This is a genomic window from Streptomyces sp. NPDC096176, assembly GCF_044763255.1.
Classification (GTDB): Bacteria; Actinomycetota; Actinomycetes; order Streptomycetales; family Streptomycetaceae; genus Streptomyces.
Window position 1 is genome coordinate 32,684 of sequence record NZ_JBIWFV010000015.1, and the last position, 19,104, is coordinate 51,787.

The window sequence follows — 19,104 nt, forward strand, 5'->3', positions numbered from 1 at the left end:
CCGCGCGGGTACGGGAGCGAGGCGGCTCGGTCGGCCGCCGGTCGGTCTGTCCGCTTCCCTGCGGGTGCATTGTTCGAGGTGATCGTCCTTGATGCGTCGAGGCGTCGGGGGCGCCGCGTGACGGGACGGCGATTGCCGCGGGGCAGCCACTCGGCACTGAGAGCCGGCTGATTCCGGCTGCACGATCACGGCGGGCGCCGTGCCGGCTCGGCGCGCTCACCGTCCAACCCGGACTGCTTTCTGGTTCGCGTGCCACGCGTTGTGAGTTCCCGAGGGTGCACTCGCGATGGCCGATCGTGGTGGTGCGCTTACCGAAGTGGACCGGGGCTCCCGAGATGAGTGCGTGGTCCCAGGGCACCCTGGGCGGCACGGGGTGGTCGGGTGCGGACTTCGAGCGTCAACCGTGCGGGAGTGGCTACGGTTTCGCAGAGGACGTTGTCAGCTCATGGTGAGGAGTCGGCGTGACGGAACTGGTCCAGCAGGTGACGTTTGATGCCGATATCGGATATCACAGCTTCTGCCTGCAGGAGTCGGACGATGCGGATCTCCCCGTCCCGTATCCCGACGACACGGTGTTCGGACAGTTCCTCACCGCCTTTCCCGGGAGGATCGACATCTTCAGCGCCGGGCACACGCACACGGCCGCGGTGACCGCGGAGGTGTGGGACGGCTGCCCGCCGGAGGAGGACCGGGAACGGTGGGACGAGTACGGGGAGTGCGAGTACGTGTCGACCAGCGGTGTCGTGGCCGTCTGGTCGATGAGCCTCGGGCGTACCGAGCACAGCGTGACGCTGTCGGACAGCGGCGGCACATGGCAGGTACAGGTGTACAGCGTCGGCCGGGCCGAGGCCGAGCGACTGTCCGCGGAAACCGGCACCGCTGAGGGGGTGGAGCGCTACCTGGTGCGGTTCTGGCGCGCCGCGTAGCGCGGACGACGCGTCGAGGGCGGGGACCTCGGCAGTCCCCGCCCCGTCGATCACGAAGTGATCTTCACCAGGAACCCGTCCTGCAGTCCGTCGACGAGCCGGTTCTTCGCGTAGAACCCGAGCAGGAGACTGCCTCCGGCACCGTTCTCCGTCTTGTCGATCGGCAGGACGGAGAAGTTGAACTTCTTGGCCTCGGAATCGTGGTCGGCCTGCGCCGCGCCCTCGTATGTAGTGGCAAACGGGTACTCGTCGCATTCCCGTATGCCGCCCAAGGAGTATCCGTCCCCCCAGTACCGCTTGCACTGCTTGACGGCGGCCTTACGGTTGTCCTCCTTCCTGGTCTTCTCCACCAGGCGGTGCAGCGGTGCTTTCGCCTCCTGGCCCGGCACGTTCTTGGCCGACATGTACGGCTTGGTCTCGAGCGGTTTGGTGAACGCGGTCCGGATGTGCTCGGCGACGGCCCTCTCCTCCGCCCCCGCCTTCGCGCTGTACGTCAGGGTGGGCAGGTAGCTGAAGGTAGCCGCGCCCTTCCGTGAGGGATTCCCGCCGCCGGTCGAGTTCGCCAGGTAGGTGGCGGCGTCCCAGCGCGGGGCGAGCATGAACAGCTTGCCGGTGAGCGCGCCGCCCAGTTTCCAACCGGGCGGCGGGGTGATGGTGATGACCGGTTCGTACACGGCGAACACCAGGTCCGTGCTGCCGCTGCTGCCTTGGCCCGGCTTGGCGTTCACCTTGTGCGTGTACGTCCGCTGCCGCTTGAGTTCGTCGAACGTCTTGGTGCCCGGCATGGTGCCACTGTGGGTGTAACGAACGTTGGAGGGCCAGCTCTTCGGAATCGCGCCCTTCGTCTCGATCCGCATGGCTGCCGTCGCGGTCGAGCCGGTCGACTGCATCTCGGTGTAGTAGTACGTGAACGTGATCTCGCGGCTGTTCTTTGCAATCGTGCCCACGACCCGGACGTTGAACATGCTCTCGCCGACGGGGCGGTTGTTCCGCAACCATGTCTGCAGGAACGTCGCACCTGAGCAGACGGCGAACCGGGACTTGATGAAGAACTTCTGCGTGCTGCCGAGGCCGTTCCGGCACTCGTCGTACGTCATGGTGCGGGCCGGCTCCGGATAGGTGGCGAGCGGCGCGAGGCGGGCGGTCGAGCGATTCTGCGGCTCAGGTGCAGGCGCGGTGGCGGACGGCTGCTTCGCCAGCGGTGCGTACGAAGCGGCCGGGCCCACCGTCTCGGCGGGCAGTCGGGCATCGGACTGCATCTCGCGCGTCAGGCGACGCAGGACCTCCCTTGCGCGCCCGCTGCGCCCCTCCTCCAACGAGGGTTTCGAAGCCCCCGAAGGCAGTACGTACGTCTCGACGCGCAGGTCGTCGCCACCGGCGGAAGCCGCTGAGGACGGCGCTGCTGTGGGCAGCAGGGCCGCGATGGTCAGAAGTGCGAGTGTCCGTCCACGGGCATGACGGGACCACGGTATTCGCATGGTGAACCCCCGAGTTGCTTGGTGCCGGCTGGGTGCCGGAGCACCTGGTCACTCCCAGATATATCGAACTGGTGAACGCTTCCTGGGTAGGCCGAACCAGCTTGGCGCGATCCCAAGGTTCTCTGACCAATTGCGTGGCAGGCGGCGATGGACTCGCGCTCAGCGCCTCACGCGACCGTGGCGGGTGTAAGGCGATCCGACGGTCGGATCCACCTGCTTGCCGAGGAGCCGGGCGACCTCCTGGACTGTGAACTCGCATACTCTGCACCACTTTTGGCGGTCACGTTCAAGTTCCGCTTTCACGCTCCGCACTGCGGCCGCTCGTTCGATCACAGGTGCGGCCCCGCTCGCCACCCTGGACGGAGGCATCTGGATCGGTCTGCCGAGGGCAGCCCACCGGGTGGTCCCTCCTGCACGGGATCATGGGCAGCCGCCCGCGTAGTCTTGGCGCTACACACCGATGCGTGCTCCAGGAGGATCCCCGCATGGCCCGGACCACCCAGCTGCGCACCTACACCGTCCGCGACGGACTCCTCGACGAGTGGGCCGAAAGGTGGCGCGAGGAAATCGTCCCGCTCCGCCTGGAGCTGGGATTCGACATCGGCGGCGCGTGGGTCGACCGTGAGCAGAATCAGTTCCTCTGGCTGATCTCTTACGAGGGCCCCGAGACCTGCGAGGAGCGCAACGCGCTCTACTGGGCGTCACCGGCACGCAAGGCGATGGGTCTCGACCCCGACGACTACCTGCTGCACACCGAGCAGCGCACCGTCGAGGAGAGCTACGCGCCGACCCGCTGACGCTACGGCGTCGCCGACGGCAGCATGTGCTGATGCCGTTCCTCCTCGTCGAGTGTCCGGAACACCCGCCCCCGGGCGTGTGCTTCGAGCCGGTCGAAGTCCGGCTCGGCCGCCCACACGCGGGCCGTCCCGTCGAACGAAGCCGTGAGCAGCCGCGCACTGTCCCGGGACCATGCGACCGAAGTGACCTTGTCCTGGTGGACACCGACGACGCCGACCTCCTCGAAGGTCGCCGCGGACCAGACACGCACCGTGCGGTCGTCGGAGCCGGTGGCGATGTGACGCCCGTCCGGGACCACGCCACCGCCCGTACACGCCCTTCGTGACCTTTCAGCGTGTCGATACGGCGGCCGGTGGCCACATCCCACACCGCCGCTGTCCAGTCGCCGGACGCCGTGGCCACGCGCAGCTCGTCCGGCGCGGTGAGGTGGCCGTAAGGCGTACCGGAGGGCATGTTGCCGAACGCTGACAGTGGAGCGGACCGGGACGTGTCGACGGCGATGCTGTCGGGCAGCGCAACGCTCGGCGCCGCGCCGTCGCAAACCACAGCGTCCCAGGCGGCGAGCGGACCGCGCCCGGCCCGGTCGAGCACGAAGCCCAGGCAGTGATCGCGGAGTTGATCGAGAGACCGCACGAGCGCCGCCACCACCTGCTCGCGTTCCGACTCCTGAAGGCCGACGAGGGAGTGGACGACAGCTGCCGTCGTGCCCTTCAGCCTGCGGACACCGACCGTCGTGAAGGTGTCCGATGCGAACCACAGGTGGAGGGTGACCTCCCCGGCCGCTGGATCTGCCAGGACCTCGGCGGTGGGCCTTCCGTCGCGCACGGGGCGCGAGCCGCTGCCTCCCTCACCCTTGACGGAGAGAGAGATGTCCCCCGTGAGGGAATGGCGTGTCTTCAGCCGGCGGTTTCGAGGCTGTCGAGCATCCGCGCACAACTTTGGGGCGTCAGATCCGACAGGTACCAGGTGAAGAAGCCGTCGGCCCCCGGCCCCTCGGTAGCCTGGGCCGCGAACGACGACCGTCCGAAGACCTCCACGATGATCTCCTCGGTGCGCTGACGTGTCACCGGCGCTGCGGTGTACCGGGCGGCGCGGACGTCTGCCATGAAGTCCTCCGGCAGCTCGGCGTGGTACCGCTCCACGTAGTGGCGCAGCTCGACCGGCCACATCCATGTGCCGTCCGTGACCAGGGAACCGGCTCCGGGGATCCACTCGTCACCGGTGATCGCGTCGCGTTCCGCCCCCATCGCGCTGAAGATCTCGGTCCCTGAGGCGAGGTACGTCAGAAGGCCGGATTCGTCGTTCAGCCCGAACGGTCGAACCGCGTCATGGATGGACGGGGCGGAAGGGTCCGCGTCCGGGGGCGCGAATTCGCAAAAGAACCCTACTCGCTTGATCATGGTCGTTCCGTTGCGCCTTCCGCAGGACCCGGTCAAGGGACAGCGATGTGGACTGCCTGGGCTGCCGGAGTTCTGAGGGCATCAGCGTTCACGGTCCGGGGCTTCCCCAGACCGCTGCGACGATCAAATGTCAGGATGACGCTCGTATCCAGGGAAGTCGTCAGGGAAATCCTCGGGAAAAACATCACTCACGAAGTCGCGACGCATCACCTGGAGGAGGTAGCTCTCCGGGCCGCCCTCGAACAGGTCGTACTCCTGCCCGCGTCCGATCACCGTCAGGACTGCCCACTTCTTCGGGTCTGCATGCGGGAGCAGGAAGCACATGTCCGCGTTGTCTGTTCCACCCCAGGAAATAAGATCCACCACTTGGAGTCCTCGGCTGCTCAACAGCTCCTGGATATGAGGGCGGGTGACTTCCATGGTATGCCGTGCTTTGAGAGTCTTGGCGACAAGATCGACGTTCTCGTTGTCGGCGCCGACTCGATAGACGCGCAGGAAGTCATCGAACTTCGCCCCGCCGAATACGTCGAGGAATCGCATGAATGATGATGGGAAGGTGACCCGGAGACTCTTCTCCGCCGCTTCCCAGTCATTGTGTACCATTCCCGGGTCGCCGCTTGCCGGAAGCGAGGCCAGCATCTCAAGATCCGTCATAGTGCACCGAGTCTACTTGTTGATAATGGTTTGATCGATGTCCAAGCCGCCGCCTTTTGCGGTGACATGGATGCCCGAGGGGATTATATCGCTTGGGTCGGCGTAAACTGGCGTAGCAGTGTATCTGACATCGTGCCCGGCCTTGACGGTGTCGTAGATCTGCGACTCGAGTTTCTGCATCACCTCATTGTTTGCTCTTTCGTAGATGATTGCGATGTTCTCATGTGCGGCCCCGTCGCCGCCGAGGGATCTCGCAAGGAGATGACCTCTTGTGTGCTGAGCGCTGTCGCCGAGCCAGCCCGGCGGCTTCACACGTCGGCTGGCCTTCGTGCCCGTGTCGAGCATCGAGCGGGTGATGGTTGTATCGACGCCCGTCGCTCTTCCCATGGAGTCGAGCGGTTTGGCGTAAGGCGGTGGCGTTCTCATTGGGCCACGGCCGCCACCACCCCCCGGCCCGTTGCGCATCAGCGGCGCATACGGACCAAGCGGCACTTGGCCGTTGGGCACAGCCAGCGCCGGGCCTCTCACGTTCAGCGGAACACCGCCGAACATCCTGAACGCGCCATCGCCTTCGCCGAGCACTCGCACGCCTGCTCCGGCGGCTCCGAACGCTCCGCCGAAGACCGCACCGTACTTCAGTGCGTCGTCGACGCCGGCCAAGCTCAAGCCGTCCTGCATCCCGGTCGCGACTTTCAACGGCTGGGCCACAGCGAGTTCTACAGTCACGGACTCGATGCCGCCGAACACGACGCCGGTGAGTGTCACAGCGGCGATGTTGGCGACGGTGGTGGAGACCGTGATGCCGAGTCCGGCCGCCAATTCGATGATGGTCGTCGCTGCGGCGGCCGATGCGGCGGTGGAGAGTCCGAACGTGAAGACGGCCAGCCCCACGCCTGCCGCGATCGTTGCGGCGGCAATCCCGATCTGGGTCCACAACTGCTGTATCGCATCGTCGACGGCATCGGCGAACTCCTCAAGTGCCTTTGCCATCTGACGAGAGCCCTTGGCGAGGTCGTCCAGCCAGCCCTTGTCGCTCTCGGAGTGATACCGCCCCCAGAACACCTCGAAGGCGTCTATCGCCTCGCCCTTGTTGTTGTGGATCAGGGTGGTGGCGGTCCGGTTGGCCGCATGGCAGACGTCGTCGACGGCGTCTGCGAAGTCTCTCCAGTGACCGGCAGCGGCTCTCAGACTGCCGGAGTTGGCGTCGGGCCACCACATGCCCATCTCCATGAGGACGTCTTTGGCGACATCCTCAACGCTCACTGGTCACGCCGTTCGGCCTGGCTGTCCGGAGTGACCACCTTGCGGAACATCGCCGCGATGAGCGCCTCGTTCTCAATGTGGCCGTCGGCCATGTCGGTCATTGCTGTGTGAATGCTCGCGAGGCCTTGGACGAGGATCGCCGTCGACTTCTCGATCTTCTCGACGTGCGGCGTGTAGGCATCCCCGAACTGTGTGCCCTGTTCGTCGTCGCCCCAGGGAGTTCCGAGCTCTGCGAGTTTTGTCGCAAGCGTGTGTGCTGCCTTGCCCAAGGCCACGCTCTGCTTATGGAAATCAGGCGCCGACCTTTTGAGATCGGCCGTCTTGATGTCAAGTATCTCGCTCGGCGTCTTGTCCACGAGCCCTCCCCCGTACGTGCAATGTGGATGGACGAGGATACCTCACGTGCATTCACGCTTTGCAAAACGAGACAGTTGAACGGCTGAAACCGCGCCTTCTTCTGTGTCGAGATCGATGCGTTACCAGGCTACGGGATCCCAGTTGGGCGTTGGTGTGGTGGGGGTCTTGACCGGTGAAGATCGGCCGATGCTTCGTGTCGGCCCAGCCGGCTGGACCGATGAGTTCGATGGCCGGATTCCGCTGGGTGCGGCGGGGGCGCGGGCCACCTCGGGTGCTGGTGCGCATGCGGGAAGGTGCGAAGAGGACGGTACGCGGACCCCGCTGCCCGCCGTCCGACACGGCCCCTCGGGGTCATGAAGCGGGCAATGGCGTGGATGGGCACCGGACCTCCCCTGCGTCGGAGGTGCGAGCGGTGGCTGAGGCCAGGTTGAATGAGTGGTGCTCGTCTGCGACGCTGCCTTGATCGACAACTGCGGTGGGGCCGGATGGAGTTCGTTGTGGTCAAGAGCGTGCGGCTGACCGTACTTGCGTTGCTCGGAGCAGTGGCGCTGGGATGCGGCGCCGCCGACGACTCAGGGGTGCCGGCGGGGGAAGCGGCGCCACAGGCGGACGGGCCGATGAGATACCGGGAGACTCCGCCGGACGACTTGGCTCGGGGCCAGTACAAGCGAAGTCACGATGCGGCCGATCCCGATGTGACGCTGGCCGAGTTGATGGCCGGACAGGTGGAGGATCCGACGGCCGTCTTCGGCGCATACGATCCCGTCCGGGAGAATGCGAACGACATTTCCCTTTCGGTGACTGGAGTCACCGGCACCGTCCTGAGCCCGGTGACGGCCCGCGACGAACTCCTCCGAATCTTGGACCGCCGTGACAACGACCCGCAGGCGCTGGTGGGGCCGCGGAGTATCACCCCTAACGGCTCGCGAGAACCACTGACTTGCCGGGTGACGACCAGGACGTCGCCGGACGTGGACTTCAGCACGTTGGAGGCATCGTGTACGTGGGCGGACGAGTCCGCGGTGCTGAAGGTGAACAAGGTGATGCGCTCGGGAGTCGACGCCGGCGACGTGGACCTCGACGCCTTGGCAGCCGAGTCGAGCACGATTCGGGATGACCTGCGTGTGAACTGAAGGCCGGCCGGTCAAGGCAGTCGCCTTCTTGATCTTGCAAGAAGGGCGGCTCTGCCGCATCCATGTCAGCAGCGGTGGACGCGACACGGCGTCACGGAGCAGCAGGCGATAGCCCTGTCCCGGCAGGTGCTTGATCAGAGCGCCCGCCGGGAAGGCGTTCCGAGCAGAGCCCGAATGATCAGTCCGGAGCTCGGAGCGACGTCGACCCATGTCCTTGGAGAGGAAGCCGACGGCTCAAGCCTACCCAGCTGGGCGGCTCGCGGGTCAGTCCTGTGCGGGCTCAACTCGGCGGGCTAGGGGATCGCCCGGTCGGGGGAACGGGGGGCGTTCTCCAGGCGAACGGGGGTGTGGGGTGCGTACCGTTGATCGGGCGGGGCTTGGTGGGGTGTGAGGCGGTACGGGGCGGGTGTGTACGCGGGGGCCGGGTGGCTGTACGCGGGGTGAGGCGTGTCGGGGAGACGGCTGACGGCGTTGCACTCGGGAGGTGGTGGTGCGGATGACCATTGAGGACGAGCAGCGGCTCGGTGTCGGTCACGGTGATGGTGACGGGTACGGACAGGGGAGTGGGGATGCGGGCGGGGGTGCGCGCGGGGACGGGGACGGCTCGGGGGCGGGCATCCTGGGTGTGTTCGGGCGGCAGTTGAAGCGGTTCCGGGAGTGGGCGGAGCACGACCGGGCGGCGTTCGGGGCGATGACGGGCTACTCGGCGTCGACGATCGCGAGCTACGAGCAGGGGCGGCGCGTGCCGCAGCCGGCGTTCATCGACCAGGCGGATGAGCTGCTGGGGGCACGGGGTGTGTTGAAGGAGATGAAGGAGGAGGTCGCGCGGGCGCAGTTCCCGGCGTTCTTCCGCGACGCGGCCAAGTTGGAGGCGGAGGCCGTCGAACTGCACGTGTACGCAAACCAGGCAGTGCCGGGGCTGTTGCAGACTGAGGAGTATGCGCGGGCGGTGTTCGGCGAGATGCGGCCCCCGTTGGCTCCCGAGGTGATTGAGGAGCGTGTGACGGCTCGACTTGCTCGACAGGAGCTGTTCTCGAGAAGGCCCTCGCCTCTCATGAGCTTCGTGATCGACGAGTCGGTGCTGAAGCGACCGATTGGCGGTGGGGGAGTGCTGCGGGGGCAGCTGGAAGCGATGCTACTCGTTGGCCAGACACCGACAGTTGAGCTACAGGTCATGCCGCTCAACCGGGAGCAGAACGCCGGGCTGGCCGGTCCCTTCACCTTGCTTGAGACGCATGAAGGCCGCAGGATCGCCTACGTGGAGGTGCAGAGCTTGAGCCGTGTCTACACGGAGCGGGACAGAGTGCGGGCCCTGGAGGTCAAGTACGGGATTCTGCGCGCTCAGGCGCTCACGCCGCAGGAATCACTGGCGTACATCGAGAAGGTGCTGAGAAAAGATGAGCGTTGACGGAGCCTCGCTGGAATCGCTGCCCCTTGCTTGGTTCAAGAGCAGCTACAGCAGCGAGGAGGGCGGCGAGTGCGTCGAGGTAGCCGTCACCTGGATCAAGAGCAGCTACAGCGCGGGCAACGGTGGAGAGTGTGTCGAGATGGCGGCGTGCCCCGGCGCTGTCCACGTACGTGATTCCAAGGACGTCACGGTGTCGATGATTTCGGTTCCCGTCCAGGCGTGGAGCAGCTTCGTTGGATTCGTGGCGGGGAGCGGTGCCGTGTAGGTACGAGGTCGGTTTGGCGTGGGGCGGTTCCCGAGGTATTTGGGAACCGCCCTGCTGCCTTGAGTCAGGCATCCACCCGGGCCAGTTCTGGCGGGGACCAGCGGCCGGCGGCGATCTCCGCGTCGAGCCGCGTCTGGAAGTGGGCGTGCGCGGCCCGCATCTCGGCCTCCCGATCGGCCTTGTAGAAGGGCGCGGTATACCCGTCGGGGGGTGGCGTGGTGGGGTTCTCCAGGTGAGCCAGGAGGTCGAGGTAGTCCTGCTTGGTCTGGCCATGGCCGTAGGTGTTGAAGTCAGCTGCGATCTTTCGGCCGTTGACGTCGAAGTAGGTTGCCATCTCGTAGTCGTAGAGCTGCGGGAAACGCGATCTGAAGATCGCGACCAGCTGGTCGGCAGTAATGCCGAGCCAGACCGACACAAGGGCATCAAGCTCAACAAGGGCTGCTCGACGCTCGTGCTCGGTCCGGAGTGGTGTGGAGTACTCCCACATCGGTTTGATGTCGGAAGCGAGAGGCTTCAGATGCGGCCAATGGGGGTTCGCCCAATCTTCGTAGCCGTCCCATCGGAGATCGAACAACTCCGCCCAGAGTGGCGCGTAGTGGGTTGTGAGTGCATTCAGGCGCAGGGTGCGCAGGAGCAGGGCGGGGGCAAGGGGGTGTCTCGGGTCAGGCGCTGGCATCTTGCGGGCTTCAGCAACGCGGAGGTCGGAACGGCCCGTTATGCGGAGCAGGTAATCAAGGGGGAGGGCGGCCCAGAAGCCTGCGCTGAGGGCGGTTACTCGATTGTCCTTCAGGGCCACGGAATTGACGGCATCGATATGGGAAGGGCCGGGCGGAATGAGCGCGGCCTGCAGGCTACGGCTGGTGTTGAAGGGGATCATCCTTCGCCAGGCCAACCGGAAGTAAGACGTGGAGGGTTTCTCCAGCCAGGTGTCCTGTGCCGCCAGGTAAGCTGCCTCGTCGGCGGCTCGTACATAATTGCTGACGGGGACATGACTGTTAGCCAGTTCTGTAGGGGCGAGCGTTTCCCAATGTCGTTGGTTTCGGCAAGGAATCATCGGCTCTTTGTAAAAGGGGTTCGCGCAAGCGAAATGTGGTCCTTGGAGAATGGCGTCCTTGAGTTCGGGGACAGTCTGGTTGCCCCAGCGAATCAACCCGCTTTTCTTGGCGTCGGCTTCTTCGAATCCCCGAGTGATCACGGGGCGATAATCGGCGAGGCTGTGAGGAAAGGCGGCCAACGCCTCGATTGCTCCTTGCTCACCCACGAGGACCGGGTACAAGAGAGAGGTCTGCTCTGCCTTGCTTCCTGATCCCGTCAGGGCTTGCCAACTGGATAGCAGAGTCAAGTCGACGTGCACAACGCGCTCTCGGTGTGGTCGGATATCCCATGAGCCGTTGTGCTTGATGCCGGGCATCTCCCCTTGCCCGTCGTGCGCCAATGAAGCGGGCAGTGCGTCAGCGTCGCGGAGTTGGCTGACATGCAGGAAGTCGGGGTCCCGTGATGTGCCGTAGACGTGCATCCCAAACTCTTGAGAACGGGAAAGGTCTTCGAATGCCCAGTTGGCCGAGTTCACAAAATGGGCATGAACTCGGAGATGGCGATATGTGGCGGCTCGGACGGCACCCTCACGTACGCCGCTGAAGTGAGTGTCGGGGTGGATCATGCCCGCACTGCCATGCGGTGCAGTGTGCTGCCACACCCGTGCCATGAAAGCGCGGTAGAGGTCGCCCTGTGTTCCGAAAAGGAGCGGGTATGTGGCCTGACTGCCCAGCACGGCGACGGCCCCGGCATGGTTAGCCAACTCTTTGAGGAGGAAGCCTGGACTGCCCGTTGGTGTCTTCAACGCGTCCTCCTTGCGGAGGCGCCACTCTGCCGCATTTGGACGGTCGGCTAGAGCGAACCAGGGCTCGCGCTCCGCAAGAACCAAGGTCTCCTCCCACCGTGGCCTCACCCACGGCGGATTCCCCACCTGCAAGTCGTACCCGCCCCGCCCGAAGACTTGAGCGAACTCCAACTCCCAGTGGAAGAAGCCCTGCTGGAGCGCCACATCCCGCGCAGCGCTCGCCCACGGATACCGCGATTCCAAGTGATGCGCCCGGTCCATGCCCATGTAGTCCGGCAGATCGTCCTCGTACGGGGACAGCTCGCTCAGGGACTCGAACTCCGAGATGAGCGAGTCCGCCGGGACCTCCTGCGTCCCCAACAACGACTCCGCGAACTCCAGCCAGTCGTCCAGACCCGCGAGCGGCACGACCTCCCGGCGCTGCGCGCCTCCCGCCGACTTCCGCGCGCCCCGCGTACGACGCCGGTCCACGTCCTCCCGCGTCAGCGACAGCTGCTTGGCGTCGTCACCGAAGCCCGGAAGTGCGTCGACCTCCCACGCCATCAGGACACCCTCGTCCTCGGCAGCGACCTCCGGGGCCAGAGCAGGAGCGGAGCCCCGCTCGTACGCGCCGTCCGACCCGTCCAGCAGCCCCGCCTTCTGCACCGGCCAGAACCAGAGCGCGCACCACGCGTCCATCAGCGTCTTCAGCCGCCAGTACGGCGTGTCCACGGCCTCCAGGTCCGCGAGCACGTCCTCCCGCTGCACCGCCTCCACCGGCTGGCGCAGCCACTCGCTCTCCGCGCCCCAGACGTCGATCCGGCGCGAGATGTCCCGCTCCGAGATCTCGAGTCGCCTGCACACCAGCCCCCACAGGTACTCAGCCCTGCGCGCCAGCCCCTGGAGCCTCGCCGTCTGCTTCGCACTCGGCGACTTGGTGATGGCCTTCCTCCACGCCGCCAGACGCTTCGCGTCCTCCGGCGCGAGCGCCTTCGCCTCCTTCTCGGCCGCGACCGCGCCCCACTCCTTCGCCGGCAGCAGGAAGTGGTGCACGGACCCCTCCGGGAGACCGTCCGAAGCAGCCGTCAGCGGGAAGCGCTCCGGCGTCGTCCCCAGCCAGCCGCCCTTCTTCAGCTTCTCCGGGCCGTAGATCTCACGCCGCCCGCCGATCAGGGAGTTGCCCCGCCGCAGGTGCAGGCCGAACCACGGGGCCTCCATGCCCGGGTGCATGGTGTTCAGCCAGAGGGACACCTCCGCCAGCTCCACGGCGGTCTCGTTCAGGTCGACCCCGTACGAGTTGTGCAGCGCGATGTACGCCTTGACCTTCTGGAGTTCGACCGGGTACTTCTCCGTGTCGATCGCCTCGCCGGTCTCCTCCTGCCGTCGCCGCAGGTACTCCGCCGCGACCTGGTTGATCGCCTCGTTGAGGAACGCGCCCGACCCGAGGGCCGGTTCGCAGATCTTCCACTCCAGCAGCTCGCGCGCCTCGGTCTTCGTGCCGTCCTGGTCCAGCCGATGCTGGAGTGCCAGCTGCACGGTCACCTTCGTCAGCGACTCCGGCGTGTAGTACGACGCCGAGGTCTGCCGGTCACGCCCGGACAGCCGGTACACGAACGCGCCCGGCCGGTACCGGACCCGGCGCTCCTCGCCGGTCTCGTCGTCACGCCGCCGTACGAAGACCGCGTCCGCGTACTCGTCGGCCTTCGAGGCCGGGACGAGCCAGGAGCCGTCCTTCGGGTCGCCGCCCTTCGCGACCTCGTACAGCTCCTCGCCCGCGACGAAGCCCGAGTACGACATCAGGCCCTCGTACACCGCGCCGAGCTGGTTGATGCCGAGCTGGGCGTACGAGATGAAGCCGCCGCGTTCGCCCTTCCTGCCCTTGGTGAGCATCAGCTTGCGCAGCACCTGGTACAGCGTGGCGTTGCGCAGACGCGTGTCCAGGTACCGGGGCTCGCCCGTCTCGTCCTCGTCGTGACGGGGGTCCTGCACCGACCGGGCGCCGATGAGGCGGATCGACTCGCCCTCGAAGAGCTTGGAGTGCAGCGGCTCGAAGCGCAGGCCGATGTCTTCGGAGACCGCCGCGGTCTCCGAGGCCGCAGCCCCGTGCGTGCGCCGGGGCCGGTAGCCGTCCTGGACCTTCCTGAACAGCAGGTCCAGCGACTCGTACAGGTAGAAGCCCTCGCGCGCCTTCTCGCCGACCAGGTCGCGCTCCGCGACCAGTTCACCCAGCCGCCCGAGCCCGTAGCCCTGGTGGTACTCGGGATAGTCCGACGGCAGGATGCCCAGTTCGGGGCGGGCCTCCGCGTACAGCAGGAACAGGATCCGGTAGAGGTAGCGCAGCGACTCGCGGGTCAGCTGCCGCCCCAGCTCGGGCAGGTCCCGGACCTCCTCCGGCCGGACGCCCTGCGAGCGGATGCGTTCCAGCACCTCGTTGGCGATCAGCTCGACCGACTCGCGCAGCCCGTCCCGCAGTTCCGACGAGACGCCGACCGCGTGCTTGGTCGACTTGTCGACGAGGCCCGCAAGGGGGTTCTCGCCGCCCTCCTCCGGGGTGCGCAGCGAGTCCGCGCCGAACAGGGCGGCCAGGGTGTCGAGTTCCTGGCCGTCCTTGGTGTTGTTGCGGTTGAGCGCGGTGTCCAGTGAGGCGGCCAGGTAGCGGCCCTCGCCCCATGCCGCCCGGTCGGCGAGAACGATCACGCCGCCCACGAGGAGCAGCACGTAGCGGGGCGCGTCCTCGCTCGCGAAGAGGAAGGAGGCCAGCTTGGAGCCGGTCGTGATGGTGTTCTGCCCGTCGAGCCGCAGCGGGTGGAGCAGCCGGCCGGAGCCGTCCGGGTCGAGGGCGGCGTCCGGTTCGGCGGCCCAGCCGCAGTCGAGGGCGACGAGGCCCGGTTCGGCGTGCGCGACCTCCACCTCGTACGGGGTGTCGGCGCGTCGCACGGTGAGGGTCTGCGGCTTGGCGTCGTAGCCGAAGGCGCGCAGCACGGAGGCGTTCAGCTCGGCCGCGCGGGTGCGCCACTCGGGCCGGTCGTAGGTCAGGGCGTCGCCGTCCGCCGTGTCGTCGCCGGCCGCGTCGGCGAAGTACGCGCGGGACGTGAAGTACGGGCGGCGCAGCCCCCGCAGGCCCAGGCGCGGGGTGACGGGCAGCGCGTCGGCGGCGGGCTCGGCAGCGGACTCGGCGTCCTCGGCGGTCGTCTCCGAAGCGGCTGTCGCCTTCGCCTCCTCCTCGCGTTCCTTCCACTTCGCGAGCAGGCCCGACTTGAGGTCCTTCGGGAAGACCTCGGCCAGGTAGTGCGCGGAGAAGTAGTCGCCGCGGTTGACCAGGGAGTCGTACGTCATGGTGGTCAAAACCTCCCGGTTCAGTGCGAGGCCGCGTCGAGGACGGCGAGGATCCGGAGCATGGGGCGTCCGGTCGTCAGCAGCGAGTCGGCGAGCCGGGTCAGGTCGGTCTTCGTCGTGCCGCCGAGACCGATCTGCTCCCAGTCGCCGAGGCGCTGCCGGTACTGCTCGATCGGCTGCTCCAGGGCCCGGTCCCAGTCGTCGCTGTGCTGGTCGAGGAACATCTCCGCCGCCCGCAGCGCGTCCGGGATGCCGGCGGCGAGGGCGTCGAGGTCGTGGGAGTGCAGCGGGTTGGCCATCGTCGGGCCGACACCGGCCCGGCGCAAGGCGTCGACCATGTCGTCGGAGGCGACGCCGTCCCGTACGGTCATCCACTTCACGACGGTCGGGCGGCCCAGCGCGTTGGAGTAGATGCCCTGTACAAGGTAGGTGGGCGCGGGGACGTCGGCCGTGATGACCGGGGCCTCCTGGCGGCCCAGGTTGACCAGAACCTTGTCCGTCAGCCACTCCACCACCGGGTGGAGGTCGGTCAACAGCGAGATGTCGGGCCAGCTGGACGTGGACGACTCGCGGGCACGGACCAGCGACAGGCTGGCCAGCTTGCGGTTGAGCGTCACCAGCATCCGCTCGTGGAGGCGCTGCTCGCGGCGGTAGTCCGGGGGCAGGGCCTTCATCCGGTGGACCAGGTCCGCGGGCGGGCGGAACGACATCAGGCCCGTCTCGTCGTCGCGGTCCATCTCCAACTGCCGCTGCGCGTCCGGGAACACCTCGCGCAGCGCCTCGTCGACGAACTCCCGCGTCCCGGCGAACAGGCGCGGTACGACGGCGGGCGCGGGCGCCGGGCCCGTACCGTCGTCGTCGGCCGGTGCCGCGGGACCTTCGGACGCGGCAGGGGCCGCCTCGGTGCCGTCGAAGGCGTCGACCTCCGCGAAGAAGTCCGCCAGGAAGTCGTCCGTGGCCGCCGCGGCGTCCTCGGCCGACCGCTGAAGCGACTCGTCGACCGTGCGGCCCCGCAGCAGGTCCTGGACGAGGGACTTCTCCTCGGCCTCGGCCCGGTACAGCCCGCTAACCGCCTCCGCCGTGCCCAGCGAGCGGTGGGCCTCGTCCTCGCGCTCCAGGAGGCGTTCTGCCACCGTCCGGTCGTCCTTCGCACCGTCGACCTCGCTGGTGAGGATCAGTGCGCGGAACTGCGGCCGGTGCGCCTGCCCGTAGCGGTCGATACGGCCGTTGCGCTGCTCGATGCGGATCAGCGACCAGGGCACGTCGTAGTGGATCAACTGGTGGCACTGGCGGTGAAGGTTGACGCCCTCGGAGGCGACGTCACCCGTGAAGAGGATGCGTACGGGGGTGTCGCCGAGGCCGAAGTCCTCGACGCACTGCATCTGCTGCTCGTCGGAGAGCCCGCCGTGCATCACCCGCGCGGCCTCGTCGAGCGCCTTGCCCTTGAAACCGAGCGCCGCAGGCACCGCCTCCCGCAGCCACTCCAGGGTCTGGACGCGCTCGGAGAAGACAACGACACGGGTGTCGGACTTCGGGCCGACGCCGATGGTCTTCAACTGCTGTACCAGGGCCGCGAACTTCGCCGAGTCGGCCTCGGTCATCCCGGCCGTGAGCTCGCGCAGTCGTTCCAGTGCGACGCGTTCCGGTGCGTCCGGGTCGGCGAAGTCCTTCTTCTCCAGCGTCTTCACCCGCGCGTTCACCGTCGCCCGGAACGCCTTGTGCGACGACAGGAACGACTTCAGCAGCGTGTACGGGAACAGCGGCACCTCGCTCACCGACGTGCCGTCCGCCGGGAGCCACACCCGGGCCAGCTCCTCGAACACCTTCTCCTCGGCCGGGGTCGCCGCGCAGTGCACCGACTCCGACGGGCCGCGGTCCGCCCACTGGCCCTTCATCGTCTCGCGGACCTCGGGGCTGACCTTCGTCCGGCGGATGAACAGGTGCTTGATGTCGTCGGCGTCGTAGTGCTCCGGGTCGTGGATCGCCGCCGGGTCGAGCAGAGCGATCAGTTCGGCGAAGGAGCGGGCGTTCCCGTTGTGCGGGGTGGCCGAGGCCAGGATCAGCGCGTCCGTGCGCGGGGCGAGGAGCTGGGCAAGCTGGTTGCGCAGCGAACCGCGGTTGATCAGGTTGTGCGACTCGTCGATGACGACCGCGTCCCAGCGGATCTGCTCCAGGTGATGCTTGTACTGGTCGGTGTTCTTCAGGGTGTCGATGGAGACGATGACCCGCTTGAAGTAGGTGAACGGGTTCCGGCCCGCCGGGATCTCCCGCTGAACCTTCTCGATGCCCGTCGAGTCGAGGCGGATCAGTGGGATCGCGAACCGGGTCCACAGCTCGTGCTGGAACTGCTCCAGGACGTGCTGCGGGGTGACGACGAGGATGCGCTCGCCGCGTCCCCGCCGGATCAGCTCCGCCAGCGTCAGCCCGATCTCCAGGGTCTTGCCGAGGCCGACGACGTCGGCGATCAGCAGGCGCGGGCGCAGGTTCGCGCCCGAGAGCGCGAGCTGCGCCGGGCGGTGCTGGTACGGGAGGGAGTCGAGAAGGAAGCTGTCGGCGAGGGCGAGACCGCGCTCGGACTGGGGGAGCGGGGTCTTGCGGAGCACGGCCTCCAGGAAGAGGCGGCCGCGGCGGAAGCTCGCCGAGCCGTCCGCGATCAGCTTGGTGCGGCGCGGGTCCATCAGCTCCACGTCGTCCAGTGCTGTGAAGAACACGGCCTCCTGGTCGCGGACGAACTCCGAGACGCCGACCGCCTCGATCCGGTCGCCGTCGTGCGCGGTGCGGGTGACGTTCCGTACGAGCCACTCCTCGTCGCGGACGACGATCTGCGCGCCGGGCGGGTACTGCGCCGCCTCGGCGGGACTCGTTGTGGGACGGACGTCCGTGCGCTCCTGTTCGACGGTCACGGGCGCTGTCTCCTGGGGCTGATCTGTGAATGCGGGGTGAAGCGGACGGTGAGGAGCGTCAGAACGCGGCGGTCTGCGCGTACGTCTCGCGCAGCTGCTGCGCCACCTTGCGTGCGAGCACCGAGTGGCGCAGAGGCGCGGGGGCTGCGGGCCGCTTCGGCTTCAGCGGCCTCGGGGCCGGCTCGTGCGAGGTCGGCTCCGGGACCACGGCCGGAGATGGTGCGGTAGGCTCCGCGACCTCGACCGTGGGCGTCCAGGCGACGGTCGGTGGCACGTCCAGCGGGAGCGTGGGAAGCGGCGCCTGCTGCACGGGCAGCGTCGGCGCCTCGGACGGCGACGGCTGTCCCGGCCCCGGTGCCGTGAACGTCGTCAGGCGCCGGCGGGCCTGGGCCACCTTCATGCCCTGCGCCTCGATCACGGTCCGGCACTGCTGTACCACCTCGGCCAGCGTCGGCCGTTCGGCGGGCGTGTAAGCCAGCATCGCCGTGAGCAGGGGAAGCAGCTCCGCGTGCACCCCCGATAGGTCCGGTTCCTTCGACGGGTCGGTGATCTGGTGGAACAGGACGTGGATGTTGTCGGCCTGATACGGGTAGTGGCCGGTCGCCGCGTAGAGCAGGACGGCACCGAGGGCGTACACGTCCACCGGGGGCTCGTGCGGCTTGATGCCGTTCGCCTGCTCCGGGGACATGCAGGCCGGGGTGCCCATGACGGTGTTCGGGGCGGTGAGGGTGGCCGTGGTCTCGGTGAACACCGCGAGCCCGAAGTCGATGATCTTGGGGCCGTTGGGGCCGAGAAGGATGTTCGCGGGCTTGAGGTCCCTGTGCACCAGGCCCTGTTTGTGCACGGCCGCCAGGGCTTCCGCGAGGATCGCGCCGAGGGAGGCGGTGAGGACGTGGGGGAGGGGGCCGTGCGTCGTGATGTGCTTGCGGAGGTCCGGGCCGTCGACGTACTCGGTTGCGAGCCACGGGCGTTCCGCTTCGGGATCGGCGTCGAGGAAGGCGGCGATGCGCGGGCCCCAGACCGTCTTGAGCACCTCGATCTCCTGCGCAAAGCGCAGCCGGGCCTCTGAGTCGACCACGGACGTCTTGATCACCTTCACGGCAGCCGGCTCGCCGCCCTGGGACTCGCCCAGATAGACCTGCCCCATGCCGCCGTGCCCGATCCGGCCGAGGAGCTCGAATCCGCCCAGGTCGGAGGGGTCCTCTGGGCTCAGCGGGGTGGTCTGCACGCGGGTCCTCGTCCAGCTCGTTCGGGTGGTGTAGGTGTCCGACACACGGTAGTCGACCGTGTCCGTCCGCGGAGCAGGTATCGGGTGACCCGGGAGGCCGGCCCGTTGCGAGAAAACGTTCACTTCTGACCGAATG

At 67.5% G+C, this 19,104-nt stretch carries 14 protein-coding genes; 5 read left to right on the forward strand and 9 right to left on the reverse strand.

All coding sequences use genetic code 11. From position 1 onward, the window contains the following. Positions 1-461: 461 nt before the first annotated feature. The gene (locus ACIQ7Q_RS30580) at positions 462-926 is read left to right on the forward strand and encodes a hypothetical protein (RefSeq protein ID WP_403869194.1); all 465 of its coding nucleotides are present in this window, start codon (positions 462-464) and stop codon (positions 924-926) included. 50 nt (positions 927-976) lie between these two features. Here the strand turns inward: ACIQ7Q_RS30580 and ACIQ7Q_RS30585 are convergent, their stop codons facing one another. After that, positions 977-2,404 (reverse strand): hypothetical protein, encoded by a 1,428-nt coding sequence (locus ACIQ7Q_RS30585; protein WP_403869197.1) that lies wholly within the window; start codon positions 2,402-2,404, stop codon positions 977-979. Positions 2,405-2,889: 485 nt separating this feature from the next. Here ACIQ7Q_RS30585 and ACIQ7Q_RS30590 point away from each other — a divergent pair, with 485 nt between their 5' ends. Then, positions 2,890-3,201 carry an NIPSNAP family protein gene (locus tag ACIQ7Q_RS30590; RefSeq protein ID WP_403869200.1) on the forward strand — a complete coding sequence of 104 codons (312 nt, stop codon included), beginning with the start codon at positions 2,890-2,892 and terminating at the stop codon, positions 3,199-3,201. 2 nt (positions 3,202-3,203) lie between these two features. Here ACIQ7Q_RS30590 and ACIQ7Q_RS30595 read toward each other — a convergent pair whose 3' ends face one another. The 5 genes from ACIQ7Q_RS30595 to ACIQ7Q_RS30615 all read right to left on the reverse strand — a co-directional run bounded on the left by ACIQ7Q_RS30595 (position 3,204) and on the right by ACIQ7Q_RS30615 (position 6,875). After that, on the reverse strand, positions 3,204-3,500 hold the full coding sequence (locus tag ACIQ7Q_RS30595) for a WD40 repeat domain-containing protein (protein ID WP_403869203.1): 297 nt from the start codon (positions 3,498-3,500) through the stop codon (positions 3,204-3,206). 598 nt (positions 3,501-4,098) lie between these two features. Further along, positions 4,099-4,602, reverse strand: coding sequence for a hypothetical protein (locus ACIQ7Q_RS30600; protein WP_403869205.1), 504 nt, complete (start codon positions 4,600-4,602; stop codon positions 4,099-4,101). A gap of 123 nt (positions 4,603-4,725) precedes the next feature. Further along, entirely contained in the window at positions 4,726-5,256 is a 531-nt protein-coding gene (locus ACIQ7Q_RS30605; RefSeq protein ID WP_403869207.1) for a hypothetical protein, read from the reverse strand. A 12-nt stretch (positions 5,257-5,268) separates the two neighbouring features. Next, a complete protein-coding gene (locus tag ACIQ7Q_RS30610) occupies positions 5,269-6,519 on the reverse strand; it encodes a DNA/RNA non-specific endonuclease (RefSeq protein ID WP_403869210.1) in 1,251 nt (416 codons plus the stop codon). Next, positions 6,516-6,875 carry a WXG100 family type VII secretion target gene (locus tag ACIQ7Q_RS30615; RefSeq protein WP_403869213.1) on the reverse strand — a complete coding sequence of 120 codons (360 nt, stop codon included), beginning with the start codon at positions 6,873-6,875 and terminating at the stop codon, positions 6,516-6,518. Before ACIQ7Q_RS30615 ends, ACIQ7Q_RS30610 begins: the two co-directional genes overlap by 4 nt. 486 nt (positions 6,876-7,361) lie before the next feature. On the opposite strand from ACIQ7Q_RS30615, the gene ACIQ7Q_RS30620 reads away from it, so the two are divergent. From ACIQ7Q_RS30620 to ACIQ7Q_RS30630, 3 genes are all read left to right on the forward strand, one after another. Then, positions 7,362-8,009 (forward strand): hypothetical protein, encoded by a 648-nt coding sequence (locus ACIQ7Q_RS30620; protein ID WP_403869216.1) that lies wholly within the window; start codon positions 7,362-7,364, stop codon positions 8,007-8,009. Positions 8,010-8,505: 496 nt separating this feature from the next. Then, positions 8,506-9,417, forward strand: a complete 912-nt coding sequence (locus tag ACIQ7Q_RS30625) for a helix-turn-helix domain-containing protein (protein WP_403869219.1) — start codon at positions 8,506-8,508, stop codon at positions 9,415-9,417. Beyond that, positions 9,407-9,682, forward strand: coding sequence for a DUF397 domain-containing protein (locus ACIQ7Q_RS30630; protein ID WP_403869222.1), 276 nt, complete (start codon positions 9,407-9,409; stop codon positions 9,680-9,682). The genes ACIQ7Q_RS30625 and ACIQ7Q_RS30630 overlap by 11 nt, the downstream gene beginning before the upstream one ends. A gap of 64 nt (positions 9,683-9,746) precedes the next feature. Here ACIQ7Q_RS30630 and ACIQ7Q_RS30635 read toward each other — a convergent pair whose 3' ends face one another. From ACIQ7Q_RS30635 to ACIQ7Q_RS30645, 3 genes are read right to left on the reverse strand one after another with little or no spacing between them, the layout of a single operon-like run. Then, positions 9,747-14,837 carry a class I SAM-dependent DNA methyltransferase gene (locus ACIQ7Q_RS30635; RefSeq protein ID WP_403869225.1) on the reverse strand — a complete coding sequence of 1,697 codons (5,091 nt, stop codon included), beginning with the start codon at positions 14,835-14,837 and terminating at the stop codon, positions 9,747-9,749. A 20-nt stretch (positions 14,838-14,857) separates the two neighbouring features. Further along, a complete protein-coding gene (locus ACIQ7Q_RS30640; protein ID WP_403869228.1) occupies positions 14,858-17,740 on the reverse strand; it encodes a DEAD/DEAH box helicase in 2,883 nt (960 codons plus the stop codon). Between the two features lie 58 nt (positions 17,741-17,798). Then, positions 17,799-18,968 carry a protein kinase gene (locus ACIQ7Q_RS30645; RefSeq protein WP_403869231.1) on the reverse strand — a complete coding sequence of 390 codons (1,170 nt, stop codon included), beginning with the start codon at positions 18,966-18,968 and terminating at the stop codon, positions 17,799-17,801. Positions 18,969-19,104 lie beyond the last annotated feature (136 nt).